The 21,379-nt window shown below is 62.7% G+C and carries 14 protein-coding genes; 4 read left to right on the forward strand and 10 right to left on the reverse strand.

The genetic code is table 11. The features are described from left to right. Window positions 1–264 precede the first annotated feature (264 nt). From HV796_RS04050 to HV796_RS04065, 4 genes are all read right to left on the reverse strand, one after another. The gene (locus HV796_RS04050) at window positions 265–2,190 is read right to left on the reverse strand and encodes a potassium transporter Kup (protein ID WP_175225168.1); all 1,926 of its coding nucleotides are present in this window, start codon (window positions 2,188–2,190) and stop codon (window positions 265–267) included. A 242-nt stretch (window positions 2,191–2,432) separates the two neighbouring features. Then, window positions 2,433–3,962, reverse strand: a complete 1,530-nt coding sequence (locus tag HV796_RS04055) for a DHA2 family efflux MFS transporter permease subunit (RefSeq protein WP_175225169.1) — start codon at window positions 3,960–3,962, stop codon at window positions 2,433–2,435. Further along, entirely contained in the window at window positions 3,959–5,131 is a 1,173-nt protein-coding gene (locus HV796_RS04060; protein WP_246355674.1) for an HlyD/EmrA/EmrK family protein, read from the reverse strand. The genes HV796_RS04055 and HV796_RS04060 overlap by 4 nt, the downstream gene beginning before the upstream one ends. Continuing rightward, complete coding sequence (locus HV796_RS04065; RefSeq protein WP_175225170.1) at window positions 5,124–6,590, reverse strand: efflux transporter outer membrane subunit; 1,467 nt, start codon at window positions 6,588–6,590, stop codon at window positions 5,124–5,126. Before HV796_RS04065 ends, HV796_RS04060 begins: the two co-directional genes overlap by 8 nt. A gap of 330 nt (window positions 6,591–6,920) precedes the next feature. Between HV796_RS04065 and HV796_RS04070 the strand changes: the two genes are divergently transcribed. Then, entirely contained in the window at window positions 6,921–7,889 is a 969-nt protein-coding gene (locus HV796_RS04070; RefSeq protein WP_175225171.1) for an AraC family transcriptional regulator, read from the forward strand. Window positions 7,890–8,037: 148 nt separating this feature from the next. On the opposite strand, the gene HV796_RS04075 is transcribed toward HV796_RS04070, so the two are convergent. The 6 genes from HV796_RS04075 to HV796_RS04100 all read right to left on the reverse strand — a co-directional run bounded on the left by HV796_RS04075 (window position 8,038) and on the right by HV796_RS04100 (window position 15,935). After that, window positions 8,038–9,096: an ABC transporter ATP-binding protein gene (locus tag HV796_RS04075; protein ID WP_175225172.1), complete on the reverse strand. Its 1,059-nt coding sequence runs from the start codon at window positions 9,094–9,096 to the stop codon at window positions 8,038–8,040. Then, a complete protein-coding gene (locus tag HV796_RS04080) occupies window positions 9,093–10,751 on the reverse strand; it encodes an ABC transporter permease (RefSeq protein WP_175225173.1) in 1,659 nt (552 codons plus the stop codon). Before HV796_RS04080 ends, HV796_RS04075 begins: the two co-directional genes overlap by 4 nt. 12 nt (window positions 10,752–10,763) lie before the next feature. Next, window positions 10,764–11,720, reverse strand: a complete 957-nt coding sequence (locus tag HV796_RS04085; protein ID WP_246355690.1) for an iron ABC transporter substrate-binding protein — start codon at window positions 11,718–11,720, stop codon at window positions 10,764–10,766. 129 nt (window positions 11,721–11,849) lie between these two features. Continuing rightward, window positions 11,850–13,133, reverse strand: a complete 1,284-nt coding sequence (gene efeB / locus HV796_RS04090) for an iron uptake transporter deferrochelatase/peroxidase subunit (protein ID WP_175225175.1) — start codon at window positions 13,131–13,133, stop codon at window positions 11,850–11,852. 45 nt (window positions 13,134–13,178) lie between these two features. Beyond that, window positions 13,179–14,336 (reverse strand): NHL repeat-containing protein, encoded by a 1,158-nt coding sequence (locus tag HV796_RS04095; protein WP_175225176.1) that lies wholly within the window; start codon window positions 14,334–14,336, stop codon window positions 13,179–13,181. A gap of 111 nt (window positions 14,337–14,447) precedes the next feature. Continuing rightward, window positions 14,448–15,935 carry a carbohydrate porin gene (locus HV796_RS04100; RefSeq protein WP_175225177.1) on the reverse strand — a complete coding sequence of 496 codons (1,488 nt, stop codon included), beginning with the start codon at window positions 15,933–15,935 and terminating at the stop codon, window positions 14,448–14,450. A gap of 534 nt (window positions 15,936–16,469) precedes the next feature. On the opposite strand from HV796_RS04100, the gene HV796_RS04105 reads away from it, so the two are divergent. The 3 genes from HV796_RS04105 (at window position 16,470) to HV796_RS04115 (ending at window position 21,373) form a co-directional block, all read left to right on the forward strand. Next, on the forward strand, window positions 16,470–16,688 hold the full coding sequence (locus tag HV796_RS04105; protein WP_175225178.1) for a hypothetical protein: 219 nt from the start codon (window positions 16,470–16,472) through the stop codon (window positions 16,686–16,688). A 536-nt stretch (window positions 16,689–17,224) separates the two neighbouring features. Continuing rightward, window positions 17,225–20,872, forward strand: coding sequence for an autotransporter outer membrane beta-barrel domain-containing protein (locus tag HV796_RS04110; protein ID WP_175225179.1), 3,648 nt, complete (start codon window positions 17,225–17,227; stop codon window positions 20,870–20,872). A gap of 246 nt (window positions 20,873–21,118) precedes the next feature. Continuing rightward, window positions 21,119–21,373 carry a BufA1 family periplasmic bufferin-type metallophore gene (locus HV796_RS04115; RefSeq protein ID WP_175225180.1) on the forward strand — a complete coding sequence of 85 codons (255 nt, stop codon included), beginning with the start codon at window positions 21,119–21,121 and terminating at the stop codon, window positions 21,371–21,373. Window positions 21,374–21,379: the final 6 nt, after the last annotated feature.

The raw sequence follows: 21,379 nt of genomic DNA on the forward strand, positions 1-21,379 counted from the left end.
GTGAGGCCGCCGCGGTCCGCCCCGTCTGGTTCCTCAGAAGAAAAACGTACGACGCCCGGGCTTGCTGCCGGATTTGTTGCCGGCTTGGTTGCCGGATTTGTCGCCTAATCGAAAGCGAGCTTCGGGCATGTGACCTCGCGATTTTATTTTGATTTTGACACTCGTGTCCAATTCGCGTCCGACGCCCGCTGAAACCCAACCGACGTCGCGTGGCGGTCACCACGAATGCGATCGCCCCGCGTTTTGCCGCCCGCACACGACCCGCTAAAGCTCCACCCGCGCGCCGACCTCAAACACCCGGTTAGCCGGCAGCTTGAAGTATGCAGCGATATTACCGACGTTGTGCAGCATCATCGCGAACAGACGTTCGCGCCACAACGCCATCCCGCGGCCCGGCCTCGGCACCACCGTCGCACGACTCAGGAACCACGACGTGGTCGACAGATCGAATGTCAACCCGTCCGCGCTGCACTCGGTGAGCGCGCACGGCAGATCGACTTCGTCCTTGAACCCATAGGTAATCGTCACGTGGTAGCAGCCGGCGCATAGCGGCCGCACCTTCAGGCGCTTGCTGGTGGGCACCCATGGCACTTCGCACGTGACCACCGTCAGGAATAACACGCGTTCATGCAGCACCTGGTTATGGACCAGATTGTTGACAAGCGCATGGGGCACGGCATCCGGGTTCGGCGTCAGGAATATTGCCGTACCGCTCACCCGCAACGGCGCGCGCGCAAGCAGCGACGTCATGTACGATTCGAGGGGGGTCCTGCCGGCGCGCGCGCGTGCTTCGGCCATCATCATGTCCCAGCCGCGCCCCCAGGTCGCCATGATCGTGAACATCACTGCGCCGATCGCGAGGGGAAACCAGCCGCCTGCGGCAATCTTCAGCAGGTTCGCGGAGAAAAACGTCGCGTCGATCACAAAGAAGAACACCGTCGCGCACACCGCCAGCAACCAGTTGTAATGCCATGCGTACCTGACGACAAAGAACGTGAGGAACGTCGTGATCAGCATCGTGCCGGTGACCGCGATGCCGTATGCGGCGCCGAGCGCGGTCGACGAGCCGAAGCCGAGCACCGCAGCGACCACCGCCGCGAGCAGCCCCCAGTTGATGCCCGGCAGGTAGATCTGGCCAATTTCGTGCTCGGACGTGTGAACGACATTCATCCGCGGCAGAAAAGACAACTGCATCGCCTGCTTCGCCATCGAGTACGTACCGGAAATCACGGCCTGCGATGCGATGACCGTGGCGACCGTCGCCAGCACGATCATCGGGAACAACGCCCAGTCCGGAAAGAGGTGATAAAACGGGTTCTGCATGGCGCCGGGATGGGCCAGCAAAAGTGCCCCTTGACCGAAGTAATTGAAAACGAGCGACGGGAACACAATGCCGAACCATGTGAGGCGAATCGGCCGTTTGCCAAAGTGACCCATGTCCGCATAGAGCGCTTCGGCACCGGTCAACGACAGCACGACCGCGCCGAGCGCAACAAAGGCGAGCAAGCGGTGATGCAGACAAAAGCCGAGCCCTTGCAGCGGATTAAGTGCAACCAGAATGACGGGTGCCGCAGCGATATTGACGAGCCCTGCGACGCCGATCACCACGAACCACAACACCATCACGGGCCCAAACGCCGCGCCGATACCGCTCGTGCCACGTCGCTGCATGATGAACAGCACGATCAGCGCCGCCAGCGTCACGGGAATCACGTAGGTTTTTAGCGCGGGGGCCGCGACCTCGAGACCTTCGACGGCACTCAGCACCGAAATCGCCGGCGTGATCACGCTGTCCCCGAAGAAGAGCGCCGCCCCCATCACACCGACCACAAGCAGCGTGCGACGCAGCCGCGGCCGTCCCGCGACCGACGAAGCCGCCAGTGCGAGCAGCGCCATGATGCCGCCTTCGCCGTGATTGTTCGCACGCAGGACCAGCGTCACGTACTTGAGCGAGACGAGCACCATCAGCGACCAGAAGATCAGCGAGACGATGCCGACGATATTGAATGCGTTAAGCGGCAGCCCATTGTCAGGATCGAACACCGTCGACAGCGTGTAGAGCGGGCTCGTGCCGATGTCGCCGTAGACTACGCCGAGCGCAGCCAGCGCAAGCGCGGGCAGCGCAGGGCGGCGCGGGCCGGGTACGCCGACGTGGTGAGCGCCGGGGGCCGCGGATGCGAAATGTCCCATGTCTCGCTCCTGATTCTGTCGCAACGCAGCAAAGCGACCGCAATGGGCCATGGCGCCGCTGCGCGCGGTCTTTCGTCTCTTATCGGGGCGCGATCCGGGAATCGCCAGCTTGCCGGTCGATCGCGTCTTTGCACCTGGCGTCTATGAGAGTATAGGAAGTGCCGGCCGAAAAAGCCGTTTAAAGACATGCGCACTGGGCCAGTAGCGAAAGACTCTTCGATTCGCAACGCCCACCGATCGGCTTAACGCGTCATTTGCGGCGATCTGGCAAGCCACACGATAACGATGGTCAGCGCAAAGCCGATAGACGAGAGGAAAAAGAAGTCATTGAGCGAAAGCATGTCGGCCTGCACCACCAGTTGATGCCAGATCAACGCACTCGACTCGGCATCGCTAAAGCCGCCTTGATGGAGCGTGCCGACTGCGGCGCTAAGCCCGTCGTGGAAAGGCGTCAACGTATCGACGAGCTTGTTCTGATAGAAACGCGAGCGCTGATCCCAGAACGTTTGCGCGAGTGATGCGATGACACTGCCCGACAGCATCCGGATCGCGGTCTGCAATCCCGATGCCGCGGCGACCCGTTCCGGCGGAAGTCCCGCGAGTGACAGCGTGACGAGCGGCGTCAGAAAGAATCCGATGCCGATTCCTTGCACGAGACAGGTGAGTGCGATCGTGTTCGCGCCTACCTCGGTTGTCATCGACGCGCGCCACCACGCGACAAGCGCCCATGCGATGAACGCGAGAGTCGCGAACAGACGGGCGTCGCGCTTTTGCACCCACTTGCCGAGCAGTGGCGCGAGCAGGATGCCGAACAGGCCCATCGGCGCGGTAACGAGTCCGGCCCATATCGCGTTGTAGCCCATATCCGTCTGCAGCCAGAGCGGAATGAGCACAAGCGCGCCGAAAAAGAGGCCGAAGCCGACCGCGACCGCGATCGTGCCCATCGTGAAGTTCCGGTATGCGAACAAACGCAGATCGACGATCGGATGCTTCTCGCCCAGCTCCCAGACGACGAGAAAGATGAAGCCGAACAAAGACAGGATTGCAGTCGCGCAAATCACGGGCGACGAGAACCAGTCGAGAACGCGCCCACGGTCCACCGTGATCTGCAGACAGCCGATCGCAATCGCGAGAAAGATCAACCCGATGAAATCGACCGGCAGCTTCATTGACGGCGTATCGCGTCCCTTGAACAGCGCGGCGGTCGCGACGACGACGAACAGACCGACCGGCGCATTCACAAGGAAGATCCAGCGCCAGTTGTAATCGTCGGTCAACCAGCCGCCGAGAACGGGGCCGGCAACCGGACCCGCCATAATCGTCATCGCCCACACGGAAACGGCTAGCGCGCGCCTGTTGGCAGGAAACATCGCGACCAGCAACGCCTGACTAAGCGGCACGATCGGCCCCGACACCATGCCCTGCAGAACGCGCGCGGCAAGCAACGATTCGAAGTTTGGCGCAACACCGCACATCACGGACGCGACCGTAAACGCCGCGACGGACATGACAAAGAGGCGCAACTGTCCGAACCGGCGCGACAGCCAGCCGGTCAGCGGAATGCAGATCGAATTGGCGACCGCGAAAAAGGTAATGGCCCATTCGCCGATTTCCGCGCTCACGCCGAGATTCCCGGAGATCGTCGGAATCGACACGTTGGCGATCGTTACGTCGACGACCGCCATAAACGAGCCCAGGCTAACCGCGACCGAGCTGATAACGAGCGCTGGACCTTTTAGCGGCTCGATCGGCTGCAGGCCAGCGCGCGTCATCTTTGTGCTCCCGTGCTGTCGGCCAAGGCGCTCGCCGCGCGCTGATCGGCGGTTCTTTGCTCGTCCTCATAGAGGGACGTGCGCTCGACTGTGAGCGGGCGCCCGAGGTCCTTGCCGGAAGGACAGGTGCGGGTATCGACTTCGACTTCGGTCGACATGCCGATGCGCAACGGGTGCTTCGCAATCTCGTGGGGATCGAGCAGGATGCGCACCGGCACGCGTTGCACCACCTTGATCCAGTTGCCGGTCGCGTTTTGCGCGGGCAGCAGCGAGAATGCGGCGCCGCTGCCCGCCTCGATATCGACCACGGTTCCGTGATACGTCGCGCGACTGCCGTACACGTCCGCGGTGACGATTGCGGTCTGGCCCGGGCACATGCCGTCGAGCTCGACCTCCTTGAAGTTCGCCTCCACCCACAGCTGATCGAGCGGAACGACGGCCATCAGCCGGTCGCCGACCGCGACACGCTTGCCCAGCTGCACACTGCGCTGCGCGACCATGCCGGACACCGGCGAGCGGATCGTGGTCCGTTCGAGCGCCAGCGAAGCCGCGCGAACGCGCGCGAGCGCCGCTTGCACATCCGGATGATGATCGACATCCGTTCCGCGGACCTGCGCCAGCGCGTCGGCATGCGTCTGCAGTGCGGCATCGTAGGCCGCCTGCGCTGCCTTCACCGCATCGCCGGCGTGGCGTGCCTCCTCTTCCGTCACCGCCCCCTGTGCGGCAATGCCCTGACGCGCGCGCAGGTCCGCTTTCGCGCGGTCCAGTTCCGTCCGGCGCAGTTCGACTAACGCCGCGGTTTGCGCCTCCAGCGCGAACAGGCCGCGTACATGCCGCACAGTCCGCGCCAATTCGGCTTGCGCGGCGTCGAGTGCGATGCGCGCATCGTTCGGATCGATTTCGACAAGCGTCTGGCCGGCCTGCACGCGATCCGGGTTGTCGGCAAAGATGGCCGTGACCGAGCCGGCCGTCTGCGGTGTGATCGACACGACGTGTCCATTCACATAGGCGTCGTCCGTCGAGCGGATCGTCGCGGGATAGAGCACGCGCGACGCGCCCCATGCGGCGGCCGCGACGATCAACGCACCGCTGAGCGCCATCATCCGGCGGCGGCGCGTCGGCTTGGCGGGCGCGGCGCGCGCCGCAGTCAAAGTCGTGTCATCAGTCATGGTTAGGCTGTACAGAAGCGACAGAAAGAGAGGGCACCCATGCGCCACCGAGCGCGCGAATCAGCGCAATCTGGGCCACGGCGACTTCGCCATCGGCGTCAGTTGCACGTCGTTGCGCGACGAGCCGTGCCGTCTCGGCCGCGAGCAGATCGCCGGTGTCCGACAGGCCGCTGTGCTGCCGCACTTGCTGCAGATCGACGATATGCGCCCAATGGCGAGCCGCCGTTTGCGCTTCCTGCTGATGCTCGCGCGCGGCCTTGACCACAGCGATACCATCCGCGACCTGTTGAAGCGCAGTGACAATCGTCGCGTTGTAGGCGCTCACCGCCTCGTCATAGTCGGCGACGCGGCCTTTGAGGTTGGCCCGCAAGCGCCCGCCTTCGAAAATCGGCAGCGTGACGGCAGGACCCGCGCCCGCCGCCGTGCTGCTCGCGCGCAGCAGGTAGCCGATGCCGAGACTCTGGAGGCCGGCAAAGGCGACGAGATTCACGTCCGGATAAAACGCGGCCTTCGCCACGCCGATTTCATTTGCCGCAGCTTCGACGGCACGGCGGCGCGCGGCCACATCGGGTCGATAGCCGAGCAGCGTCGCCGGCACCGCCGAGAGCGGCGCGGGATCGGCCAGCGCGTGAAGCGCCGGGCGTGCGAGCGTATCGGCGAAAGCGGGCGTCTTGCCGAGCAGCGCCGCGATCTCGTGACGCTGCTGCGCGATCTGAGCGTCGTAGCGCGCAATGTCGGCGCGCGTCTGCGTCAGCGCATCGCGGGCGGCGACAGCGTCCATGTCGGTCGAGAGTCCAGCCGTGCGGCGCACCTGCAGCCGATGCACGACGCCGTTGCGCTGGGCGAGTCCCTGTAGGGCGACGTCGCGCAAACGGTACGCGGTATCGAGCTTGAGCCACGCCGACGCGATCGCGATCCGGAGCACGAGCTTTGCGTCGTCTGCCTCGAATACGGCGACGTCGACCCGCAGCCGCGCGGCATCAGCGGACTGGCGCCACTTCCTCCAGAAGTCGAGGTGGTAGACAAGGCTGGCGTCGATCAATCCTTCGCTGCCGTAATTGCCGGCATAGGGCGCGGGGTACAGGTAATGCGCCGGAAAGTGGTCGACCTCGGCCGATGCGGCGCCGTCGATGCTGGGCAGAAGATTCGAAGCCGCGACAGCGCTTGCGGCGCTCGCTTCGCGCACGCGCGATTCGACGATCTGAAGCGAGAGTGCATCCTGATCGGCAAGATCCATCAATGCTTCGAGCTGCTCATCGCCAAAAACGGACCACCACTGTTGTGCGACCGTACCGGCATGGGCTGCATCCGCGGCATGGGTGATTTCCTGGCCGGGGTCGAGGGTGGCGAGATCGTACATTGCGTGTGACGGTTGCATGTCATTGCCACTCGCGCAGCCGGCGAGCACCGTGACGATCGTCGCGCTCAGCATGATGGCCGCCAGCGGGCGGTGAAGCATGGCCCGTTTCCATGGCGACGGTAAAAATGAGGGATTGATTTCGGGCTTGCGGAGCACGACGGTTGGTTCAGTGAAGGAGAGGAAAGCGCTAGTTAGTCGAGCGCTTGTTTTGCACGGGCGCGATGCTGCTTCGAGGACTTGAAAACTTACGATCGAACCTGACTGGAGTGTACAAACCAGGTTGCCGCGTGCGTTGACCGTACCGTGCGAGCAGATATGCCGCGGGTTGCAGGTACAAGCCGATTCTTGCGATGTTTCGCGTGCCGGTCAGGGAATAAACCAGTCTTGCCGCGTGTTTCTATATATTGGGTATCAACCAGAGAACCGATCATGCAGACTCATTGCATCAAGAGCACCGGCAACAGCGCGCTCGACAATCTTCGATGGTCCGACGCGATGTCGAACCGCTTCGGCCTGCATTGCGAAACGAATGGCGCGCAGGCAAGCCATGGTTTCGTCACGCAATGGCGCGCGGGGCAGCTGAAGGTCAGCGACGTCCAACTCGCGTGGCAAAGCGTGTCGCCGGTCATGCAACGCAGCCCTGCATGGAACGGCGACTATCTGCTGTTCAAGCAGGTCGAAACCGGCTCCCTGACCATCGAGCAGAACGGCAACACGCGGCACGTCGACGCCGGGGGCGTCGTACTCGTCGATCCCGCGCGTGCGTTCAGCGAGCATTTTCGCGAAGCGACCCGTTTGATCGTACTTCGTATTCCGAAGAAAGCGCTGCGCGAGCGTGGCGCACGCTATACGCTGCATGACGTGCATGTGCCTGATCGCTCATCGGCCGACGTCCAGGCAGTGCGCGACTACATATCGGTTGCCGCGCGTCACGCCGGCACGGTCAGCACGCGAATGCTCAACCGTTTCGGCGAGCAGTGCCTCGACTTCGTCGACATCGTGACAGGCGAGACGCCGGATATCGCAGAGGCCCGCCGCGCCACGCTGATGTTGCGCGCGCGACAGACCATTACGCGGTTGATCGGCGACGTCGATCTGGATGTCGCGAAGATCGCGGAACAGCTCAACGTATCCGCGAATTACCTGAGCCGTGTGTTTCGTGCAGAAGGTTTGACGCCGATGGGCTACGTATGGTCGCGGCGTCTCGAACTCGCGGCGCGGCTGCTCGCCGAAACGCCGAACGGTCAGCTATTGTCGAAGGAAATCGCGTTCCGCTGCGGTTTCTCGAACGCGTCACACTTTTGCCGCGCGTTCAAGCGGCGCTATGGCGTCGCGCCGTTCGCGTTCGCGCAGCATGCGAGTAACGGCGCATCGTCCGCCCCGTCATCGCTCAATTGAGCAGGACTCCGCTAGCTTTGCTGGGCCGCACGGACAAGCAATAGGGTTAATGCGGGGCTAATGCGGGGTTAATGCGGGGCTAATGCGAGCGGACGAACTGCCTGCTGGCAGGCGCACCAATCGGTTTTTCCGCCAGCGCGGACGCACACTAGCCGGCCGAATACGCCAACGCGTCACCGTCGACGATCACCCTCAATTGTTCGCCTAAACGCGGCGCCCGGTGCCCGGGCACGCTCGACGAAATACTGACCGGCGTCGCGCCGTTCGTCCGAAGATGGACGCTCGCATAGGGCCCATTGAATTTGACATCGGTGACGAGCGCTTCATGTGCGCAGCCGGGTCGATCGCGCATGTCGTCGGCAGCGCAGATGCGGATTTGCTCCGGTCGAAGCATCACATCGACAGGCCCGTCGGCAACCGGATGCAGCAGTTTCAACGCGCCCAGCGCACAGTCCGCGAAGCCTCGGCGCGCGACCCCTGGCAGCAGCACCGCATCGCCCACGAACATCGCCAGTTCGCGAGTCGCAGGTTCACGATAGATCGTCTGCGGCGAGGCGGTTTGCACGAGTCTGCCTTGCCACAGTACCGCCACTTCGTGTCCGAGCGAGAGCGCCTCCCTCTGGTCATGCGTGACCAGCACGGCCGTCGCGCCCGCCGCGCGCAGCGCGTTGGCTACCGCTTCGCGCGTTTCGACCCGCAGTGCCGCGTCGAGCGACGAGAACGGCTCGTCGAGCATCACGAGGTTTGGCGCCGGCGCCAGCGCGCGGGCGAGCGCAACGCGCTGCTGTTGACCGCCGGACAGTTGCTGCGGCGCGCGTTGTGCATAGTCGGCAGGCAAGCCGACGAGGTCAAGCAGTTCCTCGACGCGCCGGTGCGCGCGCCGCTCGCCGCGCGGCAACCCGAACACGATGTTATCGGCAACCGACAGATGCGGGAACAGTGCGCCCTCCTGCGGCACATAGCCGATTCTGCGCTGCTCGGTCGGCAGGTGCAGACTGTCGCTCGCCGCGCGCCGACCGTCGATTTCAACGGTGCCGCGATCGGCGCGTTCAAAGCCGCATAACACGCGCAACAGGGTTGTCTTGCCGCTGCCGGACGGCCCAAGCAGCGCGAGCAGCGTGCCGCGTTCGACGGTCAGGTCGATGCCGTGCAGCACCGGCTGGCCGTCGAAGGATTTACAGAGCCCACGAATCAGCAGTTTGCTCATGACGGCCGGTGAGTCGGTCGAAAAGCGACAGGGCTTCGATATCGGCCGTTTTCAAGCAGTGCCGAGCGCCCAAGAAAGGCGAACAGCAGACCGGACGCGCACAGCGAAATGCCCGTCATCGTCAGCGCATAAGGGGCGGCTGCCGCGAACGCGAGTGTTGACGTGTTAGCCCAGACCTGCGTCGCGAGCGTGCGCGTGTCGATCGGCGAAAGCAACAGCGTCGCGTTCAGCTCGGTGACGACGGAAATGAAGACCAGCGCCGCCGCCGCGCCGAGTCCGGGCGCGGCGAGCGGCAGTTGCACGCGCAACAGCGTCTGCGCAGGCCCGAGTCCGAGCGCGCGCGCGGTCTCCCCGAGGCGTTCCTGTGATTGCATCAGCGCGGCACGAACGCTAACGAGCGCAAGCGGCAGAAACAGAATCGCATACGCGAGGATCAGTAACGTCAAGCCTTGGTAGAGCGGCCGCAACGCATGGACGGCAAGCGATACGATCGCGAGCGCGACGACCAGACCCGGTACGCCCTGCGCGAGAAAAACCGTCCGCTCGAGCGTGGTCGCGAGCCGCCCAGGATAGCGCGCAAGCAGGAACGCGAGCGGCAGCGCGATCAGTGTCGTCACCAGCGCAGCAGCAAGACCGAAGCCAACCGACGACAACGTCGCGCCGAACAGCCGCTGCGGCGATACCTCGGCAGGCGTGACCGCCGCCGCGCCGTGCTGGGTCAGCCAGTAGCCGATCATGCCGAGCGGCACGCCCAGTGTAACGATCGTCAACGCGATGAAGCCGGCCGCAACAACCCAGCGCCAACGCCCCAGTTCGTAGCGCAGCGCGGAGCGGCGCGCGCCGCGATCGACACGGTCGTAGCGCGCGCTACCTCGGACACGAAACTCGAGCGCGAGACACACGAGGCACAGCCCGATCAGCAGACAGGCGAGCAGCGACGCACCGCCGTTGTCGAAGCTCGTGCGGTATTCCGCGTAGATCTCAGTCGTGAAGGTGCGAAAGCGCAGCATCTGGAATGCGCCGAATTCCGACAGCACGCCTAGCGCGACCAATAGCATTCCGCCTAGCAGCGCGGGACGCAATTGCGGCAGCACGACGCGCCCGAACGTGGCCCAGCGGCCGCAACCGAGCGCGCGTGCGCTTTCCTCGAGCGCGGGATCCATCCCGCGCAGCGCAGCCGCAACAGGCAAATAGACAAGGGGGAAATACGCGGACGTGATGACGAGCAATGCGCCCGCGAAATCCTGCAGATCGAGACTGATCGATACCCACGCGTAGCTCGACACGAAGGCGGGCATCGCGAGCGGCGCGGCCGTGAGCACCGCCCACGCACCGCGCCCGGGCAGATGCGTGCGTTCGACGAACCACGCGGCCGCGGTGCCGACAATCGCTGATGCGAGCGTTACGCTGACCGTGATCAGCAACGTATTGCACAGCAGTTCGCCGACCAGCGGCCGGAACACCAGTTCGACCGCATCGGCGAACCCGAACGTCGCAGCGCGATAGAACGTGAACGCGAGCGGCAGCAGCACGAGCAGCGCGCTCACGCTAGCGGCGGCCAGCAGGCCGCGCGGCGCGTGCCGCGCGGCACGCGCCGGCGGGTTCGCGGGCGGCGCAGCAGCCATTGCATCGACGATGTCGGTCGCGTCACTCATCTCGGTCTTGCGCTAAAGCAGTCCTGCCTGGCGCAGCAGTTTGCCGGCTTTGCTGTCGTCGCCCAACTGTTCGACGCCGATCGACGGCGGCTGCAATTCGTTGAACGGTTTGAGCAGCGGGTCGGGCGCCACGCCCGCGTGCAGCGGATATTCATAGCTGATGTGGCTGTTCGCGATCAAGGTTTGTGCACGTTCGCTAACGAGGTATTTCAGAAACTGTTGTGCACCGTCCGCATTGTGCGCGCTCTTCATGACCGCCGCGCCCGACACGTTCACGAGTGCACCGAGATCGCCGTTGCCGAAGTGATAGATCGCACTGCGCGTCGCGCTGTCGCCGAGCTGCGTGTGCAGACGCGCCCAGTAATAGTTGTTGATCACGCCGGTCGCGACACCGCCGCGATTGACCGCCGCCACCACGCCCTCGTCGTCGTCGAAGATCTGCGCGTTCGCTTTGAGGCCCTTGAGCCAGTCGAGTGTTTGCGCCTCGCCCTTGACCGCAATCAACGCGCTGACCAGCGGCAGAAAATCCGCATCGCTTGGCGCGATGCCGACGCGGCCCTTCCACGCGGGGCTGGCCAGATCGAGGATCGATTGCGGAAGCTGCGCCGGCCGAAGCTTGGCCGTGTTGTACGCGAGCACGCTTTCTCGCGCGGTCACGCCGACCCAGTCGCCGGACGGAGAGTTATAGCGCGCGGGAATCGCGGCGAGCGTCGCGGCGTCCACTTTGCCGAGCAGCCCTTTTTCTTCGAGCAGCATCAGTTCCGGCGAATTTTCGGTGAAGTACACGTCGGCCGGCGATGCGGTACCTTCCGCGATCAGTTGCGCGGCAAGCGCCGGGCCTTCGCCGTTGCGGACCTTCACCGAGATGCCGGTCTGCTTTTCAAAATCCTTGGCGAGCAGGTCGACTACCTGCTCGTGCTGGGCGTTGTAAACCGTAATCGACGCCGCATGGACACTCATCGAAACCATCGCCACGACCAGCGTCAGCGCCTGCGGCAACCGACGCAGCGCTCTTTGCCACGCACGCTCCATGAGCCCTGCTCCCCTTGAGGTTGTGTGAATGTGCGTTCGCGCATGCGGCGCGAACGCGAACCGGCGTTATGCGTCGAACAGCCCCGCGCCGACGAACGAACCTTCGCGCACGCCAGGCGGAACCGCGAAGATCGCGCTGCCGATATGCGTCGTGAACTGGTTCATCATGTCGAACTTCGCCAGCCTTGCGTTGATCGGGATAAAGCCGGTACGCGGGTCCGACTGATGCGCGATAAAGATCAGCCCCGCGTCGTACTCGGTTTCCTGGCGCCACGGCGGCCAGCGTTCGACGTAGAAGTTCGTGCCGTCGTTGTACGAATACGAGCGGCGCAGAATCTGTGCGCCGTCATTCGTCGCCTGATTGGACAGGCGCACGTGCGCATTTTCGGCGACAACCGGGTTGCCGTCCTTGTCCTGCGCGCCCAGATCGAGCGCGTCGAATTCGTTTTTCCGGCCGATCGGCGCACCGCTATATTTGTGCCGGCCGAATACCTGCTCCTGGAAGCCGAGTTCCATCCGGTCCCAATGCTCGAGCGTGATGCGGATGCGGCGAACCACCGTGTAGGTCCCGCCGTGCATCCACGCTGCGTCGTCGCCGTTTGCCCAGACGAACTGGTTCATCTGCGCTGCGCTCCTGGTTGACGGGTTGTTCGTGCCGTCCTTGAAACCCATCAGATTGCGCGGCGTCTGCCCCTTCTGTCCGGACAGAAAGCCCGCTTGCCCCCAGCGCATCTGGATCGCGCCGTAGCCCATGCGCGCCAGTTGACGCACCGCATGAAACGCGACTTGCGGATCGTTCGCGCAGGCCTGAATAAAGAGGTCGCCACCGGTTTTCTCGGCGACCAGCTGCTCGCCGTTAAAGCGCGGCAGATCGACGAGCGCGGCGGGCCGTTTGCTCGCAAGGCCGTAGCGGTCCTTACCGTCCTGGGTCGCGAACAGACCCGGTCCAAAGCCGAACGTGACGGTAAGCGCGGCCGGGCCGACGCCTAGCGTATCGGCGGAATCGACCGCGGTCTTGTCATCCGGCGTGTCCAGCATGCCGGCCGGCTTGCCTTGCGTCATCTGCGCGGCGGCGCGCGTCCAATCGCGCAACAGCGCGATCACATCGTCGCGTTGCTCGGTCTTCAGGTCGAACGCGGCGACATACGTGTGGCTCTGCTGCGGCGTGACGACGCCCGCCTGATGCGCGCCATAGAAAGGCTCGATCTGCGCCAGCGGATCGTCGGTATGGGGGCGCGTCAGCGCCGCCTGCGCGCCGCCGGTCGCCGCAAAGCCCGCAGCCGCGACGCCGCCCGCTTTCAGGAAACCGCGCCGGCCCGGACTCGAAGGCTGGGATGGGTCATTTTTCATGTTGCCTCCTGCTTTTTTCCATTGCTTCGACGACGTATCGCTTGATCACTTTGCGAGCACCAGCGTATTCACGTCGTCCTGCACGTAATAGAAGCCGTCGCCTTCCGGCGTCATCGCGATACCGAACAGATCGCCATTGCCAGGCGGCGTCTGCGCCTTGTCGGTATCGATCCAGCGCGCGTAGAGCTGCTTGCCGGTTTCGGGAATGACTTCGACGACCTGGCCGTTCAGTGCGTTCGTCACCAGCAGATGACCGTTGGGGCCGGTCGTCATCGCGAGCGGACGATGCAACAACCCGTCCGCAGTGAGCTGCCGGCCGACGCCGGCACTCGTATCGCGCGTCAGCGGCTCGTCGATTTCGTTGATCCGATTGCCGATCGCGTCGGACACGTACAGCAGCTTCTGGTCCGCGGACAGCGCAAGTCCGGTCGGCCCGATCAGGAACACGCCCTTGTCCGCCTGCGCGCCGAAGCCGCTGCCCACCACGGTTTCCTTTTTGACGGCCGGCGGCTGGCCCTGCGGGATGTCGAGGTCGAGCCGCAATACGGTTGCCTGCTTGAACACCGGCGGCGGATTGCCGTCCGGACCGCCGACGCCGAAGCCCGCCATGCTGATGAACAGGGTCGCGCTGCTGCCGTTGTCCACGACGGCCATATTGCCCCATGGGTCGTTGATGTTCGGGCTGCTGATCGTCTTTACGATCTTGCCTTGCGGATCGAGCACGACGAGACAGCCGGCGCCTTTCGTGGTGGTGGTGCCGTCGTTGCTCGGCGTGCTGCCCACGATTACCCAACCCGATTTCAGCATCGTCATCGCGGTCGACAGGCCCACACCGCCCGGGCACTCCTTCAGGTCGCGCGGGATCTGCGCGAACAGCGTCATCTGTTTCGTATCCGGGTGATAGTCGACGATCGTGCTGCCTGTCCCCTGAAGGTTGGCCGCGTTGTTGAAGTTGTCGACCAGCACGTCGCCTTGTTTGATCGTGCCGGCCGATACCGGCGCAACCGAGATCGCATACGGATTCTGGTCGCCATTGTCGGGCACGGTATTGATCAGCGTCGTATTACGATGCAGCGTCTCGAGAAAACCCTGCGGCTCGGCGTAAGCCGAGCACGCGACGGTGAGCGCGATCGCCCCCGCCACAAGCGCGCCGAATGTGCGCGGGCGCTGTTTCGGTCCGCTCGCGTGACCTTTGAAGGCCATCCTTTCCAGCAGGGACGCAGTGCGCGGAGCTTGGTTTGACGTCATGATGGGGTGCTTCCATGTAATCGGTAAATGGCGCGCAGGCTGATGGGACCCAAGTGGCGTATCGACTCAGAACGTGATGTTGGTCCGCACGCCGATCACGAACGTGTTGCGCAGCGGCTGTGTCGGATCGACCGGATTCTGCCCCGCGCCGGCATTGAACGTGTACTGCGCGTCGGCCTGCATTTGCCACCATGGCGTCACCTGGTAGATGTAGGTCGCTTCCAGCGCGGTTTCGCTCGTGCGTACGCCGTAAGGGCTGTCGAGAAACGCACGCGTGTCCAGATCGAGGTCGTGCACGTGACTGCCGATCTTGATGTAGGTCGCGGCAATGCCGACGCTGTCGTTATCGCGCCCCTTGAACGGTGCCTTGAGCACGACACCAAGGTTGGCGGAAACGCTGACCAGGTTGCGGTCCCCCGGCGCCCCCATCACGCGCGCGAACACGCCAACGCTACGCGGCTCGTCCGGATCAGGACGCCACACCATCTGATCGGCGACTGCGTAGAAGCTGTAGTTGCCGGCATGTGTCTCCGGAATGCCAGTGGAATTCGGATTCGCGAGCGACAGCCCCGTGTTGTCGAAGCGCTGATCGTTGAAGTGCTCGTTGTTGTACCAGACACCGATCTTGTAAGTACCCGGCAACCGGTTGCTGTCCGCGGTCACCATTTCACCCTCGGCGGGCTGATTCAGTGCGTACTGCAGTTCGCCGATAAAAAGCGTGCCGTTATGCAGATTGAAGTTCGTGCCACTGTTGTTAAGCGCGTTGTTACCGATCGGATCGCCGTCGAAGACGCCGGCCAACGCGGTCAGCGTGGGCGTGATCTGACCGCGCACGCGCACGCCCAGCGCGGACAGCGGATACGCGGGGCCGCCCCCCGGCATGTCGTACGTCGGCAACGCGGGCCAGCCGAACATCGTGTTGATGAACGTCGCCCCGTACTGGGTGGTCATGAACTCCTGGTCGAGACTCTGCTGGCCGACCTTCACGTCGACGCGCTTGTTCAGGAACGACTGCTGATACCACAGTTCCCATAGCCGCGTTGCACCCTCAGCCTCAATGCCGCTCGCGGTATTCAGCGTGCCCAGGCGATCCGCGCTCAGGTTGCGTCCGTGAATCTGCAGCGCACTGATGTTGAACTGGCCGCCGGGCAAGCCGAAGGCTTTTTGCGTATCGATTCCGACTGTGGCGGTCGTGAGGCCGTCGTAGGCGCCGCCACGCGACAGCCCACCTCGCAGGTTCGCCAGGTATTCGCTGGTCTCAGTCAGTTGAAATGTCACGCCGTACTTGCCAAGCCACGGACGGAGTCCACCCATATCGCCGAGCATATTTTGCCGTGTCCAGAGACCGGTCCAGAATCCCGTCGGTTCGGCCTGAATACTCAAGTCGGCCTCGGGCGCTTCCGGTTGCGCGTCGACATTGACCGGGGGCGTTGCACGCGCCTGGTTCGCGCCAAGCGCCGCAGCGGCGATGCAGATTGCTATCGCTGCCTTGTACGCGCACAGAACCTGTTGCCTCAAACGCGCAGCAACGTCGACCGGTCGAATGGCTCCCATTCAGTTTCCTTAGTTATTCTATGAATCGGCAATGTGAACCGTCTGCGGACTTGCACCTTCCCGCACGTCCGCAGGTCGACGTCATCCATGCTTCCCATGACGCGGATATTACGCGTTCGTCATTTTTCGATCAAGAGAATGCGAATGATTCGCATAATCCTTACTGAAAAAAAGCCATTTATTACGTACACCTTTCTATTAATTCGTCGGCGTAATTGTCGTGAATGCTTTTCTGTGCAACGGGGGAGCGGCCAGTCAACCCTGCGAGCGGATACCGCGATAGAAATCGCGCGAGTGCCCTGCAGGCAACCATCGGCTCATGGTGGGAGGGCCATACGTGCTAATCCTTCAGAAGCGCACGGGGGCAAATGCGAAGCGGCAGAGGCTGCGCCGCTAATCGTCGTTGGGACGAAGCTGGAACGTGTTTCGAATCGCACAGAGACCTGATGTCCTTAACGCCTACGGCGATGCACATGCAGGTGTCTGCCTCAAGTACAAAACCCGGATCAAGCGTCGACGATATTGTGTTCAGCCTTGGCGTACTGGCAGGATGCTCGATACGGCATTTCGATCAACATTCGCGCGTGGAGACTCGAAGGCGAATTCCGACTTGTGTACCAGTCGGATAGTTTTAATCCCGACCTCGATACAAACCCCAGCGCGATGAAATACGACTTTGCGGCGTTGGACGGCATCCTATTCCGCATCCCCATGCCCGCGACAAACCACATCAAGATCATCGAGTGGAAGTGAAAAAACGAGCGTCGCGCCAAGAGTTTCAGCGCGGGACGGCTCGTGACCGGTCACTACATCATGCAGGAGGCATGTACCCTGATCCAATGGAACATCTATCCGCATAAATGCGATTGATTTTGAGGAATACACCCCACTGCTTTGCTTATTGCAATAAAAAATCCCATAGTGCCAGAGAATCAACTCTTCTCATTTCATTATATTTTTGTTTTGGCAACACATAATACAAGAAAGCGCCTATTTATGTGATTGTTTGCTGACCGTGGGTATGATCAGTATGCTCGATGAACGTATTTTCATTTGCATGCGTTTAAACATCCGTACTCTGTGTCGGGCATCCCACGATCACCACCCGTCCCAAACTGTCCGGATGCATCGCCGCGGGATATGTCGCGATGCGTTCAGCATATCGAGCATCATCAATGCATCACGCCCGGCTTGACAGCGATGCAACCGGGCGTAGCGGCGTCAAGGCAAAACTGCATCAGTTGTCCTGAATACATATCGCGTAGTTTCTTCTTGTGGGAGCTACAGCAATGCAAACGACCCAAAGCCGTCTGTACTCGCCGCACGCCCAGCCCCATTTCGCAAAGCTACGGACGATGCCACCCGGCAGCGTCCGCCCGTTCCACGCGCTAGCGCTGATTCTTCCCGCAACCGACGCCATAGCCAATTCGACAGTTGACCCAAACCCGGCGGACAGCGCCATCGTTGCTGAAGCGGGGGTAACTGCAGGGGTCAGCGGTGCAACGCGCGCCCCACACAGGGGGCGCGGCACGACGATCAGCAACGCTGTCTGGACGGTGCTATTCGACCCAAGCCTCGAACCGACATCAGGCGCCCTTAACCTGCGGCTCACGACAGCCAATCCATGCGTACGCATCCTGTCGACCAGTTCGTTGGCCGCGTCACTGTTGCTCGGCTCCGGCAGCAATTCTGCGTTTGCGGCCGATGAATGCGGTGCGGCGAGCGGCAATCCGCCAAGCGTAACGTGCACCAGCGCGGGCAACCCATACGGAAGCGGGATTCTTTATAACGTTGGTGCTCCGGGCCTTACGCTGAATGCCCAGGGTATAGCGATGGACAGCATGAGCAACGTGGGACCGGGCGGGCTCGTCGTGACAGAGACCGGTACGAGCACCGGCCCGGTCACGATCAACCTCACCGGGACCAATAGCATCAAGGCACTCACCTCGCTTGCAACTTATGGAATCGGCGTTACGCAGGCGATCGGGGTCGCTTCGGTCAGCGACGTCACTGTCAATGCGACGGCAAACATCAACGTAACCGGTCTGGAGGATGTCAGAGGGGTCTTCGTCAACAACGGAGTGCCGAACAGCGCCGCTAATCTAAGCATTGTCTTTAAAGGTGACGTCCAGATCCAGGCTAATACAACAGCGGCAGGAGTACATGCGAGATCAGCTTCAGGCGCCGGCAACGTCAGTGTTGATGTGAGCGGTAATGTCACGGGCGCGATCCAGATTGCCAGAGGAGGGCTAGTCGGAATTTTTGCCGAGCCCAACGTTCTCGGTGGCACCGGCAATGCGACGGTCAACTATCACAGTGGCACCCTCACCATCACGGGACCAGGAAGCAACGGCATTTACGCGTTTAACCGGGGATCGGGCTCCGCGGATCTGACCACTGATCCAGGCACAGTGGTGGTCGTTACTGGCGGACCCGGCGAGAGCCCGGGGTCGGCAATCTCGGCGCAATCCTGGGAAGGTCTTGCCGCCGACGGCGCATCGGTTGTGGCGACCGTCGCTTCGCAAATCCTGCACATCGGAGAAACCGGCGACCCTCGCGCCGCTATCAAAGCCTACAGCGGCCAGGATGCACCGATCACGGTGACGTACACGGGGCCGGGCATGACCACCGAGGGTGACAATGGCATGGGCATTTTCGCGCAGTCCGGTCGTGGCACGGTGTTGATCAACTCCTCCGGTCCGATTACGACCAGCGGCGCGACATCATTCGGAATCCGGGCTGACAGCGGCACCTTGTCAAGGGCTGTCCTGCCGGCGAACCCGCAACAGGACCCGCCGGACGTGACCGGTGGGCTAACCGGGCCGTCCGGCATCGGCGGCACGGTGACGGTGAATGCGACCGCGCCGATCAAAACATCAGGTATCGAATCCCACGGCATCTGGGCGACCTCGGCGACCGGTGCGGTGAATGTCACCGCAACAAGCGTGACGACAACGGGCGAGTTTACTTCCGGCATCGCGGCAAACGGTGCGTCGACCACGGTGACCGTCGCTTCCGGCGGAACCGTGATGGGCGGCTGGCAACCGGGCATGAGCGGCGTCGGTCCTTCGACGGGTCTGCCCGCGGCCGGCGTTGTGCTCGGTTCGAGCGTTGGCCCCGCGGTGCTGATTAATAACGGCACCATCGGGGCGCTTTCCGACCGCGTGGTGTCTGGTGATCCGCAGATTGTCAACAACGGCAGCATGACGGGATTTGTTCAACTGACGACCGGCGTGAACAGCTTCGTCAACAATGGCACCTTCAATCTGCGTAACTTCGCCGACACCAACGGCGATGGCGTACGGGACACCTTACGGGTAGCCGGCTCCGACCTGGGTTCAGGGACCAACAACGCGTTCACGAACAACGGCATCGTCGCGCTGCAGCCCAATCCCTCTGGTGCGACGACATTCGACACCACCGGGCAATATCTGCCTCTCGGCAACACCGCCAACGCAATGGCCGTCAACGGGCCGGTGCAGGGCCAGATTCTCGGCGTGAAGACCTTTATCAATAGCGGCACGATTGATCTACAGGCGAATCCCGTTGCGGGCGATGTACTCGTGATCTCGGGCGGACATACGCCGGGAACGAATGGCGGTGGCCAGTTCGTTTCCAACGGCGGACTGCTTCGGGTCGACACGGTTCTGAATGCGGGCGGCGCGGCCACCCGGTCGGATACGCTGGTTGTGGACGGTACAGCGGTCGGCGCCAACGGGGCAACGAAGATTGCCGTGCAGAATGTCGGCGGCCAAGGCGCCCTCACCGCCAACAACGGGATCATGGTTGTGCAGGTGCTGGATCCATCGCGCTCGGCAAACGGCGCATTTTCTCTGGCTGGGCGCGCTGTGGCGGGCGCGTACGAATATCAACTGCTCCAGGGGGGCGTACAGGATCCGGACGGCAATTGGTATCTGCGCTCGGAGCAGACTCCACCGCCTAACCCTGAGCCCGGCCCCGAGCCCACTCCGCCCGAACCGCTGTACCGGCCGGAAGTTGCGGCTTACCTGGCCAACCAGCACCTGGCCGGCCAGATGTTCGTGGAAAGCCTGCACGACCGGCTGGGCGAACCGCAGTATGTCGAAGGACAAGGCTTCGACCCGCAACAGGACAAACCTCGTTCAGTCTGGCTGCGCGTGGTGGGGAACTGGGAAGGAAGCCACAGTCAGGACAACAACTTCCAGATCAGCAGCGACACCTTTCTGCTCGAGGGCGGCGCCGAACTCGCCAAATGGAAGGTGCTGAGCGAAGCCGACCGGATTCACGCGGGCTTAACGTTCACCTACGGTTATTCCCACAGCGACGCGAGTGCAGCGGGTAACCCCGCAAGCGCGCGTGGCATCGTGGAAGGGTACATCGTGGGCGCATACGGCACCTGGTTCCAGAATGACAAGGACAAGCTCGGTGCCTATGTCGACACCTGGGTCAAGTACGGTTGGTTCAACAACCAGGTGCAGGGCGACGAGTTGCCCACCGTGAAGTACGATGCCCATGGTTGGGCGATTTCCGGTGAACTGGGTTACGCGGTGCTGTTGCCCCATGATTGGGTGGTCGAACCGCAAGGACAGATCATCTACGTGGGCTACAACGAAAACAACATCACCGAGCAGAATGGCACCAATGTTACCGGTGCGAACTCAAACGGTGTGATTACGCGGCTGGGCGTGCGGACCGACCGAACGTTCATCCGCGACGATGGCCGCAAGGTGCAGCCTTATGTCACGCTGAACTGGTGGCATACGACCGCCAATAGCAGCGTCTCATTCAACCAGTTACCGATTGGCAGTCTCTATCCGGCCAACCGGTATGAGGTGAAACTGGGACTTAACACGGATCTCGGCAAAGGCTGGACCGGCTGGGCCAATGTGGCCGGGGCATGGGGTGAGCAAAGCTACCACGACTACACTGCCCGCGTCGGCGCGAAATACACCTGGTAGCGCGCGAGTACACCCGTTTCCCTGGGTCAACCTCGACTCGCCGAAAAGGGAACACTGGACTCACAGCGACGATGGCTTCGATGTAAAGTAAATAGGCTGGTGCTGTTCAAAAGCCACATTCGGTTGAATGCATGGGTAGCGAATGGGCCAGCATGAAGCTATGTTGTTGCATGTCGGACAGGAAGCCCGTTGATGCCGTTGCCTATCGACGGCTTCGGGATGTCCGCACAAACCGGAGACCGCAGCATGAAACAGGACATCGCACGCCAGGTACTCGTCGCAGCCGCCCTGGCAAGCCTTTCCGTCGTAACGACGCAAACCGCGCACGCCGAAAAGAAGGTTCAATGCTATGGCATCGCCAAAGCAGGACAGAACGATTGCGCGAGCAAGACGGGCGTACATGGCTGCGCAGGAGAAGCGAAGGTCGACTACGACAAGGGCGATTTCAGGAACGTGCCTGAAGGCACCTGCAAGAAGCTGGGCGGCACGGTGGGCGATTGACTCGCA

It is taken from the genome of Paraburkholderia humisilvae, assembly GCF_902859855.1.
In the GTDB taxonomy this organism is placed as follows: domain Bacteria; phylum Pseudomonadota; class Gammaproteobacteria; order Burkholderiales; family Burkholderiaceae; genus Paraburkholderia; species Paraburkholderia humisilvae.

Excerpts from the sequence above, each read along its gene's own strand:
- HV796_RS04055 (WP_175225169.1), bottom strand. The coding sequence starts at position 3,962 with ATGACGCGCGCTGGCCTGCAGCCGATCGAGCCGCTAAAAGGTCCAGCG.
- HV796_RS04100 (WP_175225177.1), bottom strand. The coding sequence starts at position 15,935 with ATGGGAGCCATTCGACCGGTCGACGTTGCTGCGCGTTTGAGGCAACAG.
- HV796_RS04080 (WP_175225173.1), bottom strand. The coding sequence starts at position 10,751 with ATGAGTGACGCGACCGACATCGTCGATGCAATGGCTGCTGCGCCGCCC.
- efeB (WP_175225175.1), bottom strand. The coding sequence starts at position 13,133 with ATGAAAAATGACCCATCCCAGCCTTCGAGTCCGGGCCGGCGCGGTTTC.
- HV796_RS04075 (WP_175225172.1), bottom strand. The coding sequence starts at position 9,096 with ATGAGCAAACTGCTGATTCGTGGGCTCTGTAAATCCTTCGACGGCCAG.
- HV796_RS04115 (WP_175225180.1), top strand. The coding sequence starts at position 21,119 with ATGAAACAGGACATCGCACGCCAGGTACTCGTCGCAGCCGCCCTGGCA.
- HV796_RS04050 (WP_175225168.1), bottom strand. The coding sequence starts at position 2,190 with ATGGGACATTTCGCATCCGCGGCCCCCGGCGCTCACCACGTCGGCGTA.
- HV796_RS04070 (WP_175225171.1), top strand. The coding sequence starts at position 6,921 with ATGCAGACTCATTGCATCAAGAGCACCGGCAACAGCGCGCTCGACAAT.
- HV796_RS04085 (WP_246355690.1), bottom strand. The coding sequence starts at position 11,720 with ATGGTTTCGATGAGTGTCCATGCGGCGTCGATTACGGTTTACAACGCC.
- HV796_RS04060 (WP_246355674.1), bottom strand. The coding sequence starts at position 5,131 with ATGACTGATGACACGACTTTGACTGCGGCGCGCGCCGCGCCCGCCAAG.
- HV796_RS04110 (WP_175225179.1), top strand. The coding sequence starts at position 17,225 with ATGCAAACGACCCAAAGCCGTCTGTACTCGCCGCACGCCCAGCCCCAT.
- HV796_RS04095 (WP_175225176.1), bottom strand. The coding sequence starts at position 14,336 with ATGGCCTTCAAAGGTCACGCGAGCGGACCGAAACAGCGCCCGCGCACA.
- HV796_RS04065 (WP_175225170.1), bottom strand. The coding sequence starts at position 6,590 with ATGCTTCACCGCCCGCTGGCGGCCATCATGCTGAGCGCGACGATCGTC.